This window comes from Pyxidicoccus trucidator (assembly GCF_010894435.1).
GTDB lineage: Bacteria > Myxococcota > Myxococcia > Myxococcales > Myxococcaceae > Myxococcus > Myxococcus trucidator.
Genome location: NZ_JAAIXZ010000024.1, coordinates 23,534 through 41,388, shown reverse-complemented (window position 1 = coordinate 41,388; position 17,855 = coordinate 23,534). Strand labels below are relative to the sequence as shown.

Sequence of the window (17,855 nt, the reverse complement as noted above, 5' to 3'; positions counted from 1 at the left end):
GGAGCGGCGGTCCGCGAGGAGAAGAGCGACAGTGGGAAGGACGAAGCGACCGAGGATCCTGGACGTCGATGCCCACGTGGTGGAGCCGAGCCATGCGTGGACCCACTCCCTGCCTCGCGGGCTGCGCGAGCGGCTGCGGGTGCGGACTCCCGAGTCCCCCGCGCGCACGTGGGAGGAAGAGGTGGAGTGGCGGGCGCGACTCGTCCTCGCGTGTGAGCGGGAGGGGCTGGACGTGGAGGAGGTGGAGGAGGCCATGGCGCGAGCGGAGCCGGGCCTGCAGTACCTGGAGGTGGATGGGAAGCCGTTGCTCACGGATACGGCGCGCCAGGTCTGGGCACCCCTCGCGGCGGGCGCCTTCACCCGCTACCTGCCGCTCATCCGGGGTGGTTTCGACGGCGCCTCCTACGTCGAGGTGATGCGGGGCATGGGCGTCGAGCGGGCCTTTTTCTATCCCACCGTGTTCCTCTTCCTGCTGGGAGTGGACGAGATGGAGCCGCGGCTCGCGGTGGCCCTGATGCGCGCCTACAACGACTGGCTGCACGGCTTCTGCGCGGCGGACCCGGACTTCCTGCGCGGCGTGGGCGCGCTGTGCCGGCATGAGCCGGCGGCCATGGTGCGCGAGGTGGAGCGCATCGCGGAGTGGGGCTGGAAGGCGGTGACGGTGCACCCGCAGAAGGTCAAGGGGCGGCTGCTGAGCGACCCCGCCTTCGAGCCCTTCTGGACGCGGTGCGAGGAGCTGGGCATCACGGTGGGGCTCCATGGCGGCGCGCACATCCGCCTGCCCGACGCCGGAGGGGCGCATGCCCGCACGCAGTTCGGCATCCATGCCACGGCCAATCCGCTGCAGCTGACCCTCGCGCTGTTGACCCTGCTGGAGGGGGGCGTGCTGGAGCGGCACCCCAACCTGCGCGTGGGCCTGCTGGAGGGGGGCTGTGGCTGGCTGCCCTTCTGGCTCTGGCGACTGGACTCGGCCTGGCAGCGCGACGGGTGGACGGTGTCAGAGCACGTGCGGCGCAAGCCCTCGGAGTACTTCGCCCGGCAGTGCTTCATCACCTGTGAGCCGTCGGAGCCGGGCCTCGAGCAGGTCATCGACGCGGTGGGGGAGGGCTGCATGCTGTACGCGTCCGACTTCCCCCACCTCGACCACCCTCCGCACATCCAGGAGGACGCCGCCCTGCTGGTCGAGCGGTTGGGCTCGCGGGTGGCGGGGAAGATACTCTGGGACAATGGGTGCCGGTTCTACGGCGTGCGCGGCTAGGCACGCCTCCTCGAATCAAAGCCAGACAGCGAGCCTGCCATGATGAAGAAGCCTCCCGCCCCCGGGCGCAAGCCGAAGCTCCGCTCCATCATCCCCCCGGAGGCGAAGCTCCGCCTCCGGCCAAACCTGCGGGCGGTCCTGGAGAAGTCGAAGCAGGCACCGCCCCTCGCCCGGCCCCGGAGGGCGCCTGTCCCTGTCCCCAGGACGCAGGCGGCCCCGCAGGAGGATACCGAACGCATCACCGCCACCCTGGCGCTGCGGCGCCAGCGGGCCGTCCCTTCCGCCGAGGCCCTGGCGAAGCTGCCCCCCGCCCGGCGCAAGCACCTGGGCGCGGAAGACCTGGAGGCCTTCGGGGTCTCCCAGGAGGACCTGGAGGCGGTGGAGGCGTTCGTCGCCCAGAAGGGGCTGGACATCGAGCGGGTGTTCCCGGCCGCGGCGATGGTGGTGGTGAGCGGGACGCCGGAGACGGTGGCCGCGGCCTTCCTTCCCCCGGGCAAGGTGGGGGACTTCGTCGACGCCTCCGTGCCTCCCGCGCTGGCCGGGAAGGTGCGCTGGATCTTCGGGCTGGACGACCGTGAGCTGTCGCGCCCCCATGCCTTCATGCGCAGCGGCAGGGAGCCCCTTCCGAAGCTGCTCAAGAAGGCTCCCCACCTGAAGGAGCTGCTGGTGCCCCGAGGGCACTTCGCCCCTGACGTCGCGCGGTTCTATGGCTACCCGGAGCTGAAGGGCGAGGGGCAGTGCGTGGGGCTGCTCCAACTCGGAGGGGCGGCCATCGAGAGGGACCTGAGTCAGTACTTCGAGGCCCTGGAGCTTCCGTACCCGGAGGTCGTCTACGTCGGTGAGAACATCCCCGGGTACGGCCGCTTCAACGTGGAGGTGACGTTCGACGTCGCCCTGGTGGGCGCGGTGTGCCCCCGAGCGAGAATCGCCGTCTACAACTCGCGGGACGTCAGCGTGAACGGCATCCTCGTCGCGCTGTGCATGGCCATCTTCGACGAGGTGAACAAGCCCTCGGTGCTGTCGATGAGCTGGTCCTTCCCGGAGATCGCCGGCCAGGGGCCCACGCAGCTCGAGGCCGACATCATCAACGAGCTGCTCGCCCTGGCGGCGTGGCGGGGCATCTCGGTGTGCATGTCGAGCGGTGACAGCGGGGCGCTCACGCCCATCACCTACTCCGACGGCCGGCCCACGGCGGTGCCGGCGGCCAACTTCCCCGCCAGCAGCCCGTACGTCCTGGCCTGTGGAGGAACGACGCTCCTGGTGAAGGACGACGCCATCCACTCGGAGGTCGTCTGGAACTCGCTGACCCGGCCCATGCTGTTCCTGGACTTCCCGGACGCGGAGACGGCCTTCCCGTACCCGATGGCGACCGGCGGCGGCATCAGCCGTCTCTACACGCGCCCGGCCTGGCAGGACGCGGCGAGAGTCCCTCCGCTGGTGGACTGCTACTGGTACATCGGGATGCTCCAGCGGGTGGACACGTTCCACGGGCGGGGCACGCCGGACGTGGCGGCCAGCGCGGATTGGATGACGGGCTATGAGTTCATCTTCCAGGGGAAGTGGAACACCATGGGCGGCACCAGCGCGGCGGCCCCGATGTGGGCGGCGTTGCTGGCGCTGATGAACGAGGGACTGGAAGCCAACCACGGGCCAGGGACTCGCGTGGGGTGGATCAACCCGTACCTGTACCGGCTCTGCCTGGAGGAGGGCACGGAGGTGTGCCGGCCCATCTCCCAGGGAAACAACGGCGGCTTCCAGGCCAACCCGGAGCGGAGCTGGAACCCGTGCACCGGGCTGGGGTCGCCGGATGGCAAGAAGCTCGCGGCGGCACTGGGGGCCTGGCCGGTGAAGCCCGCGCAGCTGCGCGCGGCGGCTGGCACGAGGGTGGGGCCCCGGGGCCGTCGGAGGTAGGTCAGCGCTGTCCGGCCCGCGCCCGCTTGGGCAGGGTGATGATGAACTCCGCGAACTCACCAGGGGTCGATTCCATCCGGAACGTCCCCTGGTGTCCCTGCACCACGATTTCATGGGCGAGCGACAGCCCCAGCCCCGTGCCCTGGCCCGGGGGCTTGGTGGTGAAGAACGGCTCGAAGACCTTCTCGGCGAGCTCCCTGGGAATGCCCGGCCCGTTGTCACGGATGCGCACCTCGGCCTGGGCCCCACGGCTCACGGTGCGGACGCGCAGCGTCGGCGTGTACTCGGCGCCTGGCTGCTGGCGCTTCTGCCGCATGGCGTAGAGGGCGTTGTCCACCACGTTGATGAACACCCGCGAGAGGTCCGTGGCCACCATCTCCACGCGGCCCATGTCCGCGTCGTACTCCGCCTCCACCCTCACCTCGAGCGGCTGGCCTCGCACGCCGCCCTGTCCCAGGCCCACGCTCTCCGCCACGAGCGCATTCAGGTCCCGCTCCTCCCGGACTCCGGCGGGCCGGCGGGCGTGCAGCAGCATGCCGTGGATGAGCGAGTCGGCCCGCTGGCCGTGCTCATGGATTTTCGTCGTGCTCTCGCGGAGGCCGGAGAGCGCGTCGTCCACTTCCTCGGCCGCCCCGGCCGGCAGCACCGCCCGTTGTGCGCCCAGCAGCTCTGACAACTCGCCCACCCGCGCCACCGACAGCCGGGCGAAGTTGTTGATGAAGTTGAGGGGGTTGCGCAGCTCGTGCGCCAGCCCACCCACCAGCGCCGCCAGCGAGGCCAGCTTGGCGTCCATGGTGAGCTGCATGCGCTCCACCGTCTCCCGCTCGATGCGCCGGTAGAGGGCCGCGTTCTCCAGCGCGAGCGCCGCCTGGCTGGCGAAGGCCACCAGGAACTCGAGGTCCTCCTCCGAGTAGCGATTGGGGAGCGAGAGGTTGTCGACGTACAGCACGCCGATGATGTCGTCCTTGGGCTTGAGCGGGACGCACATCGAGGCGCGAATCCTGTGGATGATGACGGACTGCGCATCATCGAGGCGTGGGTCCTGCGTCGCGTCCGAGAAGAGGGCCGCCACGCTCTGGCGCATGACGTACTCGACGATGTTCTGGCTGTAGATCTGCCCATGCACGGGAGTGCCCTGCGTCGTCTTGACGACGCGAGGCTCCAGCTCTCCCGTGGCCTCGTTGACGAGCAAGACGGCGCCGCGGTCCACGTGGAGGATCTGGAACGCCAGGTCGAGAATCCTGCCGAGCACCACGTCGATGTTGTCGGAGGCGGAGAAGAGCTTCGCCACCTCGAGGAGGATGCGCAGCTTGTCGCGCGTCCGCTTCTCCGTGGCGTCCGATGCACTCGGGCGCTCTTCGCCGGAAGGCACGTCCCGCACCAGCTCCTGGAGGGGCACGCGGGTGACCGCGCGGACCACCTGGGGGCGCAGCGCCGCCAGCGGGCCCGTGCCATCCGCGCTGGAGTCCGCGGCCAGGACGGACGGGCTCTTGTCCATGAAGAGGAAATGCAGGTCGCCCAGCCGGAGTGTGTCTCCGAAACGGAGTTCCTGGCGGCGGACCTGCGAGCCGTTCACGAACGTGCCGTTCTTGCTCTGCAGGTCCACGACGAAGTAGCGCCCGTCGCTGCACTCGATGAGCGCGTGCTGGCGCGACAGGCTGGCGTGGGGGATGCAGATGGGCTGCGAGTCGGCCCTGCCGATGGTGACGGGCTCCGTCCCAAAGGGAAACATCACCTCGTTGGGCTGACCCAGGTTGTAGACGAGCATCGGCATGATGGCCTCACAACTCCAGGAAGGCTGTCAGGCAGGCTCAGTGACGAGGGGGGCGCTGTCAACTCCCCCCGCCAGTTTCCAGCTCGGAGCCCCTGAGCCAGCCGCGGGAAAAGGGTTGCACCGCACGCTCAGGCCGCGCGAGCGTGCCGCCTCTCAACGCGGGGAACCGCGTCCATGGAGGCTTCTCGCGCGTGTCGTCTCTCTCTCCGCGTATCTCTCGTCTGGCAATGGCCCCGTTCCGGGTCCTGCTCCCCTGGCTCGCAATGCAGGGTTGCGCGACGGCGCCGTCCCCGGCCCCTGCCGCGAGACCCGCTCTCCCCTCGGCTGCGAGACCCGCTCGCTCCTGGGCCGAGAGACCCGCTCCCTCCTGGGCCGCGGACCCCACACCCTCCACGGCAGCGAAGGTCTCGAATGAGGTCTTCCCCAGTGGAATGCGGCTGGTGGTACGGGAGGACCCCCGAGCGAAGCAGGTGACGGTGTACCTGTCCTACCGCGTCGGGGCCACGGACGAGCCCGCCGGCAAGACAGGACTGGCCGAGCTCGCGGCCCGCCTCTCGTTGATGGCGCGACACGGGGGGGCTGGCGCCCAGACGCTGGAGGCACGGCTGGAGGCCGCGGACGTGACGTCGAGGAACACGGTGACGTATGACGATACGGAGCTGTGGAGCACGCTGGCGCAGGCCCGCTTTGCCAGGGCGGTGGAGCTGGAGGCCCAGAGGATGTCCGAGCCCCTCGCGCACGTCACCGAGGAGGACTTCCGCAGGGTGCGCGCACGGCAGATGGACGACCTGTGGGCGCGCTACGAGGCTCAGGGCACGGGGCCTTCCCGTCGGTGGCTCCACGAGAAGCTGCTGGCAGGCCATCCCTACGGCCGCCCCGTGGGGGGAACGCCCGAGTCGCTCGAGCACCTCACCCTGGAAGACGTGCAGTCCTTCGTGAAGGCGAACTACACCCCGGCCCATGCGGTGCTGGTGGTGTCCGGGCCCGTGCCGCTGGCGGATGCGAAGTTCGAGGTGGCCAGGGCCTTCTCCGGCGCCCTGGGCGTGGGCTCCGACAAGCGCATTCCTCCCGTCGCGCGCATCCCTCCGCCCGCCCCGGAGGAAGCTCCAGGGGACTCGCCCATGGAGGTCGTGCGCGGGTCCGTGAAGGTGCCGCGGCTTCATTTCCTGCTGACGGTGCCGGGCCGCTATTCGGGGAAGCACGCCGAGGGGATGTTCGCGATGGAGGCCATCAAGTCGTGGATGGGGGCGAACCTCAAGCGGGACGAGTACGCGCTCGGCAATTCCTACACGACCACCTACCAGGAGCTGGATGGCTTGACGGTGATCGACTGTGCCGTCGACCTGATGCGGCACGTCCGTGAGGAGGAAGCGCGAGGGCTGGCCACCAACATGCGAGGGACGCTCGAGTCTTTTGGCGAGCGGATGCTCGAGGGCATGTCGGGTAGGGAGGCGGGCCCCAGCGCGTCGTTCCAGGCAGAGCAGGGCGGGCGGGTCAGCTACAACCACACCACCGCCGACCAGCTGCGGAGGCAGATGGATCAGGAACTCCGCACGCAGTCGCGCCTGGGCTCGGCCGTGAACATCGCGCGGACGTTACGTGCCACGGGCCGGGTAGACATCCTTCGCTTCCAGGAGGAGCAGGTGAATCGGGCGCTCACCTACGGCGTCATGTCGCCCTACCTGCGCCAGTACTTCCGCGCCGAGCGGGTGCGGACGATGTTGGTCCTCCCGTGAGCGCGGGCGCCGTCTCGGACCTGCCGCTAAGGGCCCTCTCCTCCCTGCGCCTTCTGTGGCTTGGGTGTGATTGCGCGCAGGGGCGCGTCGCTCCCCAGGGCGATGAAGGGGGCCCAGTGGTGGGGATGGGGCCGGGAAGCCCGCAGCGAGCGCATGGCCCCGCGTAGGGCGGAAGCGCGACCCTGGCCGGCCAACAGGTTGCGGTAGTAGGTGTCCATGAGGAGGCGGGTGGAGTCGTCGTTCACCTTCCACAGGCTCATGACGACTGTTTCGGCGCCGGCCACGACCAGGGAGCGGCGCAGGCCGGAGACTCCCTGGCCCAGCTTGACGTCGCCTCGGCCGGTGTCGCAGGCGGAGAGGACGACGAGCTGGGTCCCCCAGAGGTCGAGGCCGGCCAGCTCGAGCGCGGTGACGAGCGCGGCGTCGGGCCGGGGCTGGGACTCCTGGGATGCATCAGCCGCCGGGGCGTGTGCGCCCGCGAGGGCAAGGCCCGAGCGCAGCATGGGATCTGGCGGGCGAAGGGCCAGCGGATCGTGGCCGAGTGCACCGAACTGGACCACGGCGCGTGTGCCCGCGGGAGTGGGGGCGTCCTCGAGGAAGAAGCCGTGAGTGGCGAGGTGGAGGATGCCAGGGGTGGGCAGGCCGAGCAGTCGCTCCTTGGTGGCGTCGGCTCCGAGGAAGAGCTGGGCCTGGGGCAGCAGGCGCTGAATGCTCTCGGCCTCCTGGCGAGAGCCCGGCAGCGGCGCCCAGCCGCTGGCGACGCGGTCCGCGCGCAGGGTGGAGAAGAAGCGCTCCAGGGAGGCGGAGCTCCGCGTCGGCGTGGAGGTGTTTCCGGCGGCGGAGGGCGCGGCTCGCGGTGAGGCCTCGAAGTCCGGGTCGGCGAGGACGAAGACGGAGGCGGTGGGGAGGGTGTCCTGGGGACGAGGGAGCAGCTCCCTGCCGGAGGTCAGGTAGGTGAAGTCGACGGAGTCGAGGAGGAAGCGGCGGCCGTCGTGGAGCGCGGCGAAGGGGACGAGGCCGAGCTGTCCGTCGGGAGAGAACAACAGGCGATGGGTGGTCCCCAACAGGGGGCGCAGGGGCTGGAAGGCGAGCCGGTGGAGTTCCTGGGCCGCGACCTGGAAGGAGACATCGCGGTTGGCCAGGGCATCGCGCAGGCGCGTGGCGGCGAGGTCGATGGGGTCCGCGGGGCCAAGGTCCAGGGCGCGGGTGGAAGCATCTGGGAAGAGCACCAGCGCCAGGTAGCGGAGCGGGTCAGGAACCTTCGCGCGTGGCGTGCCGGGTTTGAAGCCGAGGCGACTGTCCCTGTAGGCGACGAGCTCGACCAGGGCGCCATCCTTGGGGAGGGAGGCGGCGACCCGGTCGACGATGTCGGCGGGGGAGGGCAGGGTGGTGAGGGCCCGGAGGGGCGCGGAGCGTTTGGCGAGGTCTGCTTCGAGAGTGTCGCCCTCGCCGGCCAGCGTCTTGAGGCGCTGTTGGTAGTCTGCCGGGGTCAGCGAGCCGGGGCCCGCGAGCGAGAGGGCGGCCAGTTGGGTGCGCAGGCCTCGCAGGCGCTCGAAGGCGTCGCGGTCCTCGGCGCCCAGGCGCTGGTAGACGGTTCGGGAGATGTTGGCGGTCTCCTCGACGGAGCGCCCCTTGCGCAGGAGCACGGCGCTGAGGGCCAGGCGTTGCACACGGGCGTCCTTGGGGTGTGCGCGCAACAGGGAGTAGAGCGCCTGCTCGTCCTCGCGCAGATGTTGGAGGAAGCCGGCCAGGCGCGACTCGGAGAAGTCGAGTGCCTCCTGGCGCAGGCGCTGCTCGGAGTTGGCGAAGGCACGCGTGAGGAGCGGCAGGGCACTGGCGAGGCCCTGCCGGGTCAAGCGGAGCCGCGCTAGGGTGTTGAGCGTTTCAGAGACGAGGATGTGGTTGGTGCCGAGGGTCGCCTCCTGGATGGAAAGTGCGCGCTGGAGCAGTGGCTCGGCCCGGCCGTACCACCCTTGCTCTGCGTAGGTGGTCGCGAGGTTGGCGAGCGAGCTGGCGACGACGGGGTGCTTGTTGCCGAGGGTCGCCTCCTGGATGGAGAGTGCGCGCTGGAGGAGTGGCCCGGCCCGGCCGTACAACCCCTGCTTCACGTAGAGGATGGCGAGGTTGTTGAGCGTCCTGCCGACGTCGGGGTGGTTGTTGCCAAGGGCCGCTTCCTGAATGGCGAGCGTGCGCTGGAGGAGGGGCTCGGCCCGGCCGTACAACCCCTGCTCCATGTAGAGGAGGGCGAGGTTGGCGAGCGAGGTGCCGAAGTCGGGGTGTTTGTCGCCGAGGTCCGCTTCGAGGATGGCGAGCGCGCGCTGGTAGAGGGGCTCGGCCCGGCCGTACAGCCCCTGGTCCATGTAGAGGAGGGCGAGGTTTTGGAGCGGCCTGGCAATCTCGCGGTGGTTGTTGCCGAGAGTCGCTTCCCGGATGGTGAGCGCGCGCTGATAGAGCGGCTCGGCCTGTCCGTACAACCCCTGGTCCGCGTAGAGGCTGGCGAGGTTGTTGAGCGATTTGGCGACGGCGGGATGGCTGTTGCCGAAGGCCGCTTCCCGCGTGGCGAGCGCGCGCTGGTAGAGGGGCTCGGCCCGGCCATACAACCCCTGCGCGTAGTAGAGGACGCCGAGGTTGTCGAGCAAGCTGGCGACGTCAGGGTGGCTCTTGCCGAGGGCCACTTCGAGGATGGCGAGCGCGCGCTGGTGGAGGGGCTCGGCCCGGCCGTACAACCCCTGGTCTTTGTAGAGGGTTGCGAGGTTGGCGAGCGACCTGGCGACGTCGGGGTGGTTGTTGCCCAGGGCCGCCTCGCGGATGGCGAGCGCGCGCTGGTAGAGGGGTTCGGCCCGGCTGTACAACCCCTGGTCCCCGTAGAGGTTGGCGAGGTTGTTGAGCGTGTTGGCGAGGTCGGGGTGGTTGTTGCCGAGGGCCACTTCGCGGATGGCGAGCGCGCGCTGGTAGAGGGGCTCGGCCCGGCTATACAACCCCTGGTCCAGGTAGAGGTTGGCGAGTCTGTGGAGCGTTCGGGCGAGGTCGGGGTGGTCCTTGTCGAGGGCCGCTTCCCGGATGGCGAGCGTACGTTGAAGCAGTGGCTCGGCGAGGGCCAGCTCCCCTTGCCGCACATGCAGCTCACCCACCAACTCCAGACAGCTGGCGACGTCTGGATGCGTGCCGCCGAGAACGGCCTCCCTCAGCGCGAGCGCATGCCTGGCCCGTGCGAGGGCTTTGGCATGCTCGCCCGCGTCTTTGAGCTTCGTCGCCTCGCCAAAGGCAGACTGTGCCTCTACCAGCCGCCCGTCTGGCGTCTCCTCGCCGGCGTCGCCTCCTGCCGCGCAGCAGAGAACCACCACCGTCATCCATCCGAAAATCTGTCGCATCACCCCCACTGAATCATGAAGTCGGCCAGTCCGCGTCCCGCCTCGTCAAAGGGCCCTCGTTCCTCGCGCCTTTCAAAGAGGCCACGGACGAGGGGGGCAGTGACACCACGGAACGGAGCCTGACGGCGGAAGGGCTGTTCGCCGTCGAAGGGTCCGACTCGCTGCGAGTCCGGTTCACGCCCAGGGCCCTGGAGACCCTGTGGCGGGGAGACCCGGCTCCGAGAGTGTTCCCTCGGAGCTGAAGGCCGTGCCTCAGTTCCCCCGGGCGGACGCGCCCATCAGCGCGCGGGCCTGGGTGACCAGCCGGACGAACTCGTTGCGGTCGGCGTCACCGGCGGCGGAGCCCTCGGCGAGCTTCTGGGCGGTGGCGAGGCTCCAGCTCTCGGCGGCCGGGTTGCCGCGGAGGATGTCCGCGGTGGAGGCCACGGCCACGGCGAAGCGGAAGTCCGCAGACGCGGCCTCCAGCGACTGGCGCAGCAGGGAGCGCTCGAAGGGGAACGCCTGCTCGGCGGCCTCGGTGCCATTGGGCGCCTTGGCGCGCACGCGCACGGTGGCGAGCGCCTCCTGGGTGTCTCCGGTCAGCTCCACCTCGTACACGGCGGTGACGTTGTGGCCGGCGCCAATCTCGCCCGCGTCCACCTTGTCATTGCGGAAGTCGTTGTCGGCCACGTCGCGGTTCTCATACCCGAGCAGGCGGTAGCGGCGGACGGCGGCGGGGTTGAACTCCACCTGGAGCTTCACGTCCTTGGCGATGACCTCCAGCGTGCCGGTGAGCTGCGTCTCGAAGACCTTCTTCGCCTCCTTGTAGCTGTCGATGTAGAAGCAGTTGCCGTTGCCCTTGTCCGCGAGCTTCTCCATCAGGTCATCGCGGTAGTTGCCCATGCCGAAGCCGATGGCGGAGAGGGTGACGCCCTCGGCCACGTACTTGTGGATGCTCTCCAGCATCGACTGCGGGCCCATGTTGGGGCCGATGTTGGCGTCGCCATCGGTGAGGACGACGACGCGGGACACCACGCTACCGGAGGCCTTCTTCACGGCGTGCTTGTAGGCCAGCTCCATGCCCGAGCCCATGGCGGTGCCACCGCCGGACTGGAGCGTGTCGAGCGCGTCGTGGATGCGCTTCACGTCGGTGGCCGGCGTGGGCGGCAGCACGTCACGGGTGGAGCCCGCGTAGGTGACGATGGCGACGGTGTCGTTCTCGTTGAGGTTCTTGACGGCGATCTTGATGGCCTCCTTCGCGAGCGGCAGCTTGTCCTGCGAGTTCATCGAGCCGCTGGTGTCCACGAGGAAGACCAGGTGCGCGGGCTTGCGCTGCGAGCGCGAGACGACCTTGCCCTGCACGCCCACGCGCACGAAGTGGCGCTTGGAGTCGAAGGGGGAGGGCGCGCCCTCCAGGTGGACGGTGAAGGCGCCCTTCTCCGGGGCGGCGTAGCGGTACTTGAAGTAGTTGACGAACTCCTCCACGCGCACGGCCGAGGAAGGCGGCAGGGTGCCCTGGACGAGGTAGCGGCGCGCCACCGTGTAGGACGCGGTGTCCACGTCCGCGGCGAAGGTGGACAGCGGGTCCTTCACCGTGTCGATGAAGAGGTTGGGCTTCCACGCCTCGAAGGTGTTGCCGCGCGCGGCCGTGGCGAGGTCGGCCTCGTCCATGCCGTCCTTCGGTTTCGACTTGTCCGCGAGGGGCTGTCCAGCCATGAGCTTCCCGGGCGCCTCGCGGCGCTTCATCTCCGGGGCGGGCGTGGACGGAGGCGGGGGGCGCGCGGCCATGGGCTCGGCCATGGCCTCCATGGGGGCGAGGCTCGCGCCACTGGCAGCGCCCACCATGACCCCGGCGGGGGCGGGCGCGCTCCGGGACTTCTCCTTGGCATCGAACCTGGCGACTTCCTCACCCTCGAGGGCGTCGTCCTGATCCACGGCGGACTCGGTCTTCGTGCTCCGGGAGGGCTGCGACTCCGGCGTGCCCTGGGCCTGCTGGGGGCTGACGCGATAGTCGGCGCTCGCGTCGGGGGACATGCTGCGCGTGCAGCCGGGCAGTGTGCAGGTGACGAGAAGGGCACTTCCCCACACGGACAGGCGGCGCTTCAGCGAGGTCGGCGTCATGCGGTCTCCAAGGGCGACAAGTAGGTCGTCGGCTCGAAACGCATGACCTGCGAAAATGGGTCTATTCCCGTGAATTTTTCCCACCCCCGCCCGTGGAGGCGCGCCGGTGTCCTTGTCTGGGCCGGGCCTGTTTGGCAGGGTGCCGCCCCATGCAGACCGAGAGACCGTTCCGCATCCTGGGAGTGCAGCAGATTGCCATCGGCGGGGCCGACAAGGGCCCGCTGCGCAAGCTCTGGGTGGACCTGTTGGGGCTGACGCCCCACGGCACCTACCGCAGCGAGCGTGAAAACGTGGACGAGGACATCGTCGTCGCGGGCGCGGGCCCCTTCAAGGTGGAGGTGGACCTGATGCAGCCCATCAACCCCGAGGGGAAGCCCCGGGTCCACGAGACACCGCTCAACCATGTGGGCCTATGGGTGGACGACCTGCCCGGGGCCGTGAAGTGGCTGGAGTCGCAGGGCCTGCGCTTCGCCCCGGGGGGCATCCGCAAGGGCGCCGCCGGCTTCGACATCTGCTTCGTGCACCCCAAGGGGAACGACCAGTTCCCGTTCAGTGGCGAGGGCGTGCTCATCGAACTGGTGCAGGCCCCCCCGGAGGTCATCGCCGCGTTCGAGCAACTGTCGGCTGGCAATCACTGAGGGGCACGCCGCGCCCGTGCCACCAGCCGCGCGAGCGCGGGCCGCACCACGCGCACCACGCGGTCCGTGATGATGCAGAGCAGGAACGTGAGCCCGATGAGGGCGGCGAGCAGCAGCCAGAATTGCGGCCAGCCGCTGCGGTCTCCCCAGAAGCGCTGGAACGAGAAGACGCCACCGAGGCGGTAGAACAGCAGCATTTCGTGGAAGAAGTACGCGGAGAGCGACGAGGTGCCGAACACCTCGATGAAGCGCCGGGTCCGTGAGGCCTTCGCGCCCGCGGGCACGCGGCCCTCCAGCCACATCAACCCGAGCAGCACGGTGCACACCCAGGCGAAGCGCACCGCCGAGTTGGAGGGGTTGGCGACGAAGAATCGGTGCGGCGGATACAGGCTGTAGAGGAAGTCCCCGGCCATCATCCCCGCGAAGCCCAGGGCCATCAGCGCCACCATCGCCCGCGCGAGCCCCGCCCGGCCCCACGCGCCGGCCACCGTCCCCGAGAAGGCCCCGAGCCACGCGAAGCCCAGCCAGGGCAGCAGCGGGAACGGCGCGAAGGAGGACTTGTTCGTCAGCGTGGCCCACGGCCCCTGCACCAGCTCTCCCAGCGGGGCCACGGCGAAGACGGCCATGGCCAGGACGAACGCCACCACGGCCAGCGCGCGCGGGCGCGAGGCCAGCAGGGCGGCCACCGGCAGCACGATGAGCAGGCACACGCCGACGCATTGGAGGATGTCCATGCGGAAGATCCACACCGGCTCACGGAGCAGGGGGAACCACGCCCAGTTGACCAGCGTGGCGACGACAAGCACCTCGCCGATGCGGCGGAGGTTGCGGCCCACGCGCTCGCGGAGGACGCCGCCGGCCGCGCTGCGCACCATCAGCAGCGCCGTCGCGAACCCCGCGGAGAAGATGAACGCGGGGGCCACCAGCCCGTCCACCTTCAGCAGGCGGCCCACCCACAGGCTCTTGCGCAGCTCCGGCGTGAGCAGGGCGAGCGCGTGGGTCTGGATCATGAACAGCACCGCGATGCCGCGCAGCCAGTCGATGGCGCGAACACGGTCCCTGGACACGGGAGCGGAGGGGGAGGGCGTCACGGCCGGCCACTTTTTTTCAACGTCCTACCGCAACCTTTTCTGTCCGGTGCTGTTCCTGGGTCCATGCGGATGACCGGCGCATCGCGCCCACGAGGAGGTCTCGTGCTTCGACGACTCATGGTGGGGGCGGCAGTCTGCCTGTCGGGAGGCGCGCTGGCAAAGCCTCCCGCGACGGGCGACGGGGCGGAACACGGATTCCGCCTCGCCGCTTCGGCCAGGCGGGCTAGCGAACCCAGGAGACGTTGCTGATGGTGAACTTCGAGCCGTCCGTCTTCTCCGCGTTCGTGTAGGGCGAGTACACGCGCGTGGAGAAGGTGTTGGCGGCGGTGTCGATCTCGATCAGCCGCGTCGGGTTCGTCGAGCTGTCATGGTACGTGGTGAGGAGCTGGTAGATCTTGTTGCCCTGGGTGCCGGTGGTCTCACGGTAGGCCGAGCTGCCCACGTGGCCGGAGAAGATGAACCGCACGTTGGGGTACAGCTTGAGCGCGTTGTCGTACACGTACTGGGGGCTGTTGTTGCCATAGCCGCCGTTGCTCTGCTCGATGCCGCCGCTGCTGGTCTGGTGCGAGTGGGTGATGACGATGACGTTGTGGCGGGGGTGGGCCGCGAGGACCGTCCGCACCCAGTCGACCACTCCCGTGCGGGCCCACAGCTCCAGGTTGATCACGAGCCAGCTCAGGCCGCCCGCGGTGAACGTGTGATAGGCATTGTCGCACTTGCCCGTCTCGTACACGCCCGCGAGCGCCTTGAACCGCGACACCGGGAAGTACGTGTTGAACGTGGTGGTGTTGCGCAGGTTGGCATTCACGTTGCCGGGGCAGGCGCTGCCGCCCGGGCAGGTGGCCGCGGTGTCATGGTTGCCAATGGCGAGCGCGTAGGGAATGCCGGCGTCGTCCAGCTTCTTGAGGGCATTGCTGGCGCGCACGTACTGGATGTGGTCGGGCGTGTCCCAGTTCATCATGTCGCCCGTCTGGGTGACGAAGCGGAGGTCGAGCGCGGCCCGGTTGTCGACGAGCCACTGCATGCGGTGGTCGATGAGGGTGGAGCTGCTGACCACCTCGTTCTGCGTGTCCGGGATGACGACGAAGGTGAACTTCGTGTCGACAGGCTGGGCGGTGGTGGGCGCGGCGTAGAGCTTGATGCCCTCGTCGACCCACCCGGCGGCGCTCAGGCTGTCGCGCTCGGCCTGGGTGGTGGCGAAGCGGTGCTTCCGGAGCGTCGTGTTGGAGTAGCGGTACACGGGGACCAGGCACGTGTCCGCCGTCGTCGAGGCGTAGAAGCCGATGCCCTCGTCGGTGGTGAAGCCCCCCGTGCTGACGAGGTTCTGCTTCTCCGCCGCGTCGATGGTCCAGAAGTGCTCGCCCCGGCTCGGGCTGTAGATGCGGTAGACGGGGGACAGGCCGGTGCCCGTGGTGGTGGCGGCGCGGAAGGCCACGCCCCGGTCATCGGTGTAGCCGTACGTCGTGGCGGCGTTGGCAGCCTCGTTCGCGTTGAGCGTGTAGAGGCTGTCGCCCGTGCTCACCCTGATGCGGTGATACACGGGGGCACTCAGGGCGGCGCAGTCCAGCGCGGACCCGGTGGAGGCGAGCTCGGGGGCCTCGGCCGTCAGGTTCTCGCCGCAGGCGGAAAGCGCGCCTGCCACTACCAGGGATGCAACGAAGCTCAGGAGCCTCAAGGGTGGTTCCTTCCAGGATGGGGCGGCACGAGGCTGTGAGCCCTGCGCCGCGTCTGACCGGTTTCTCAGCTAAAGACGGTATTGCGCGCTTCCGATACCATCCGGCCTGAGGTCGGGAAAGACCCATTTTCTGGAAAAAGCCGCCGCATCCTTCCCATGACAGTGGGGGATGCGACGGCGCGAGGTCGGCCCTGCTTTCAGCGTGCGGCGGCGTTCTTGAGCGAGGCCATGTCGATGACGAAGCGGTAGCGCACGTCACTCTTGAGCATGCGCTCGTAGGCCTCGTTGATCTTCTGGATGGGGATGATCTCGATGTCGGAGACGATCTGGTGCTGGGCGCAGTAGTCGAGCATCTCCTGCGTCTCGGCGATGCCGCCGATGCTGGAGCCGGCCAGCCGCTTGTTCCCGTTGATGAGCGCGAAGGCGGCCACGGGGGTCGGCTCGGGCGGGACGCCGACGAGCACCATGGCTCCCTTGGGACGCAGCATCTTCAGGTACTGGTTGTAGTCGTGCGGGGCGGAGATGGTGTCGATAATGAGGTCGAAGCGGCCCGCCAGCTTCGTGAAGGTGCCTTCCTCCTTGGTCACCTCGAAGCCCTGTGCGCCGAGCCGGCGCGCGTCGGCCTCCTTCGAGCGCGACGTGCTGAGCACCGTCACCTCGGCGCCCATGGACGCGGCGAGCTTCACCGCCATGTGGCCCAGCCCGCCCAGGCCGACGACGCCCACGCGGTCACCCTTCTTGCAGTTCCACTGGCGCAGCGGCGAGTAGGTGGTGATGCCGGCGCACAGCAGCGGCGCGGCGGCGGCGGGGTCGAGTCCCGCGGGGACCTTCACCGCGAAGTGCTCGGTGATGACGAGCTGGGTCGAGTAGCCACCGTAGGTCGGCGTCTTCCGGTCCATCTGCGTGCCGTTGTACGTGTAGGCAGGGTGCTTCTCGCAGAACTGCTCCAGGTCCTGGCGGCACGGCTGGCAGTCCCGGCACGAGTCCACCATGCAGCCGACGCCGGCCATGTCGCCCACCTTGAGCTTCGTGACCTTGTCGCCGACCTTGCTGACGCGGCCGACGATTTCGTGACCGGGGACCATGGGGAAGATGGAGCCGCCCCACTCGTCGCGGGCCTGGTGGATGTCGGAGTGGCAGACTCCGCAGTAGAGGATGTCGATGAGCACGTCATGGGGACCGGGCTCGCGCTGCTCGAACGAGAACGGCGCCAGTGGCTTTCCAGCGGCGGCGGCGGCGTAGGCGTGAGTGGTGGACATGGTTTTTTTCCTCGGGGGTGGTTTGAAGGCCTCCTGATATGCACCCCGCGCATCGCATCCGAAACTGGCGGGATGTGGATGGGGCGTTTAGAAATTCTTCACGATGGCCAATACCCCCCTGAATGCCCTGAATGCGTTCCTCTCGGTGGCTCGCCGACGCAGCTTCACGGCGGCGGCCGTCGAGCTGGGCATCTCGGCTTCCGCGCTCAGCCAGTCCGTCCGCCAGTTGGAGGAGCGCCTGGGCGTTGCCCTGCTCACCCGCACCTCGCGCAGCGTGGCGTTGACGGAGGCGGGACGCCGGCTGCTGGAGAACGCCGGGCCGGGGGTGGACCAGGCGCTCGAGGCGCTGAAGACGGCCTCGGCGCAGCCGGGGGAGGTGACGGGCAAGGTGCGGCTGACGGTGCCGTCCATCTCCGTGCCGTTCATCATCAAGCCCGTGCTGCCTCGGTTGCTCGCGCGGCACCCGAAGGTGGAGGTGGACGTCACCGTCGAAAACCGGTTCGTGGACATCGTGGCGGAGGGGTTCGACGCCGGCATCCGGCTGTCGGAGTCCATCGAACGCGACATGGTGCAGGTCCGCCTGTACGGGGCGTGCCGGTTCGTCGTGGTGGCCTCTCCCGCGTACCTCGAACGGAGGGGGACGCCGGAGACGCCGAAGGATTTGCTGTCGCACGACTGCATCGGTATCCGCTCGACGACGACCGGCGGGCTCTATCACTGGGAGCTGGATCGCGGGAAGCAGAGCTGGCGCATCCCGGTGCACGGGCCGATTGTCAGCAACGACGGGGCGGTGATTCGCGAGATGGCCGAGGCGGGGATGGGGCTCGCGTATCTCTTCGAGCCGCAGCTGGAGGCTGAGCTGCGCCGCGGCTCCCTGCGTGTGGTCCTCGAACCCTACGCGGGCCTGGTGCAGGGGCTCTTCCTCTACTTCCCCAGCAGGGCCCAGGTCTCGCCCGCGTTGAGGGCCTTCGTGGACGTGGCGCGGGAAGTCGCGGCGGAGCGGCGACAGGACGCGTCGGTGGACCGTCCGAAAAGGCGCTGA

11 protein-coding genes are annotated in these 17,855 nt (G+C 69.3%); 5 read left to right on the top strand and 6 right to left on the bottom strand.

Going from position 1 to position 17,855, the window contains the following annotated elements; genetic code table 11:
- Window positions 1-31: 31 nt before the first annotated feature.
- Complete coding sequence (locus G4D85_RS42425) at window positions 32-1,258, top strand: amidohydrolase family protein (protein ID WP_164019984.1); 1,227 nt, start codon at window positions 32-34, stop codon at window positions 1,256-1,258.
- 39 nt (window positions 1,259-1,297) lie between these two features.
- A complete protein-coding gene (locus G4D85_RS42420) occupies window positions 1,298-3,169 on the top strand; it encodes a S53 family peptidase (protein ID WP_164019983.1) in 1,872 nt (623 codons plus the stop codon).
- A gap of 1 nt (window position 3,170) precedes the next feature.
- Here the strand turns inward: G4D85_RS42420 and G4D85_RS42415 are convergent, their stop codons facing one another.
- Window positions 3,171-4,943: an ATP-binding protein gene (locus G4D85_RS42415; RefSeq protein ID WP_240359830.1), complete on the bottom strand. Its 1,773-nt coding sequence runs from the start codon at window positions 4,941-4,943 to the stop codon at window positions 3,171-3,173.
- 431 nt (window positions 4,944-5,374) lie between these two features.
- Between G4D85_RS42415 and G4D85_RS42410 the strand changes: the two genes are divergently transcribed.
- Complete coding sequence (locus G4D85_RS42410) at window positions 5,375-6,679, top strand: insulinase family protein (RefSeq protein ID WP_164019982.1); 1,305 nt, start codon at window positions 5,375-5,377, stop codon at window positions 6,677-6,679.
- A 26-nt stretch (window positions 6,680-6,705) separates the two neighbouring features.
- Here G4D85_RS42410 and G4D85_RS42405 read toward each other — a convergent pair whose 3' ends face one another.
- Both G4D85_RS42405 and G4D85_RS42400 read right to left on the bottom strand, forming a co-directional pair.
- On the bottom strand, window positions 6,706-10,050 hold the full coding sequence (locus tag G4D85_RS42405; RefSeq protein ID WP_164019981.1) for a CHAT domain-containing tetratricopeptide repeat protein: 3,345 nt from the start codon (window positions 10,048-10,050) through the stop codon (window positions 6,706-6,708).
- A 252-nt stretch (window positions 10,051-10,302) separates the two neighbouring features.
- Complete coding sequence (locus G4D85_RS42400) at window positions 10,303-12,150, bottom strand: vWA domain-containing protein (RefSeq protein WP_164019980.1); 1,848 nt, start codon at window positions 12,148-12,150, stop codon at window positions 10,303-10,305.
- A 149-nt stretch (window positions 12,151-12,299) separates the two neighbouring features.
- Here G4D85_RS42400 and G4D85_RS42395 point away from each other — a divergent pair, with 149 nt between their 5' ends.
- Entirely contained in the window at window positions 12,300-12,788 is a 489-nt protein-coding gene (locus G4D85_RS42395; protein WP_164019979.1) for a VOC family protein, read from the top strand.
- Here G4D85_RS42395 and G4D85_RS42390 read toward each other — a convergent pair.
- The 3 genes from G4D85_RS42390 to G4D85_RS42380 form a co-directional block, all read right to left on the bottom strand.
- The gene (locus G4D85_RS42390; RefSeq protein ID WP_164019978.1) at window positions 12,782-13,879 is read right to left on the bottom strand and encodes a heparan-alpha-glucosaminide N-acetyltransferase domain-containing protein; all 1,098 of its coding nucleotides are present in this window, start codon (window positions 13,877-13,879) and stop codon (window positions 12,782-12,784) included. The two genes, G4D85_RS42395 and G4D85_RS42390, sit on opposite strands and share 7 nt — an antisense overlap.
- Before the next feature lie 223 nt (window positions 13,880-14,102).
- Window positions 14,103-15,554 (bottom strand): metallophosphoesterase, encoded by a 1,452-nt coding sequence (locus G4D85_RS42385; RefSeq protein WP_164019977.1) that lies wholly within the window; start codon window positions 15,552-15,554, stop codon window positions 14,103-14,105.
- Window positions 15,555-15,751: 197 nt separating this feature from the next.
- On the bottom strand, window positions 15,752-16,813 hold the full coding sequence (locus G4D85_RS42380) for an NAD(P)-dependent alcohol dehydrogenase (RefSeq protein WP_164019976.1): 1,062 nt from the start codon (window positions 16,811-16,813) through the stop codon (window positions 15,752-15,754).
- A gap of 103 nt (window positions 16,814-16,916) precedes the next feature.
- On the opposite strand from G4D85_RS42380, the gene G4D85_RS42375 reads away from it, so the two are divergent.
- Entirely contained in the window at window positions 16,917-17,855 is a 939-nt protein-coding gene (locus G4D85_RS42375; protein ID WP_164019975.1) for a LysR family transcriptional regulator, read from the top strand.

Excerpts from the sequence above, each read along its gene's own strand:
- G4D85_RS42395 (WP_164019979.1), top strand. The coding sequence starts at position 12,300 with ATGCAGACCGAGAGACCGTTCCGCATCCTGGGAGTGCAGCAGATTGCC.
- G4D85_RS42410 (WP_164019982.1), top strand. The coding sequence starts at position 5,375 with ATGCGGCTGGTGGTACGGGAGGACCCCCGAGCGAAGCAGGTGACGGTG.
- G4D85_RS42415 (WP_240359830.1), bottom strand. The coding sequence starts at position 4,943 with ATGCCGATGCTCGTCTACAACCTGGGTCAGCCCAACGAGGTGATGTTT.
- G4D85_RS42400 (WP_164019980.1), bottom strand. The coding sequence starts at position 12,150 with ATGACGCCGACCTCGCTGAAGCGCCGCCTGTCCGTGTGGGGAAGTGCC.
- G4D85_RS42420 (WP_164019983.1), top strand. The coding sequence starts at position 1,298 with ATGATGAAGAAGCCTCCCGCCCCCGGGCGCAAGCCGAAGCTCCGCTCC.
- G4D85_RS42375 (WP_164019975.1), top strand. The coding sequence starts at position 16,917 with ATGGCCAATACCCCCCTGAATGCCCTGAATGCGTTCCTCTCGGTGGCT.
- G4D85_RS42380 (WP_164019976.1), bottom strand. The coding sequence starts at position 16,813 with ATGTCCACCACTCACGCCTACGCCGCCGCCGCCGCTGGAAAGCCACTG.
- G4D85_RS42405 (WP_164019981.1), bottom strand. The coding sequence starts at position 10,050 with ATGCGACAGATTTTCGGATGGATGACGGTGGTGGTTCTCTGCTGCGCG.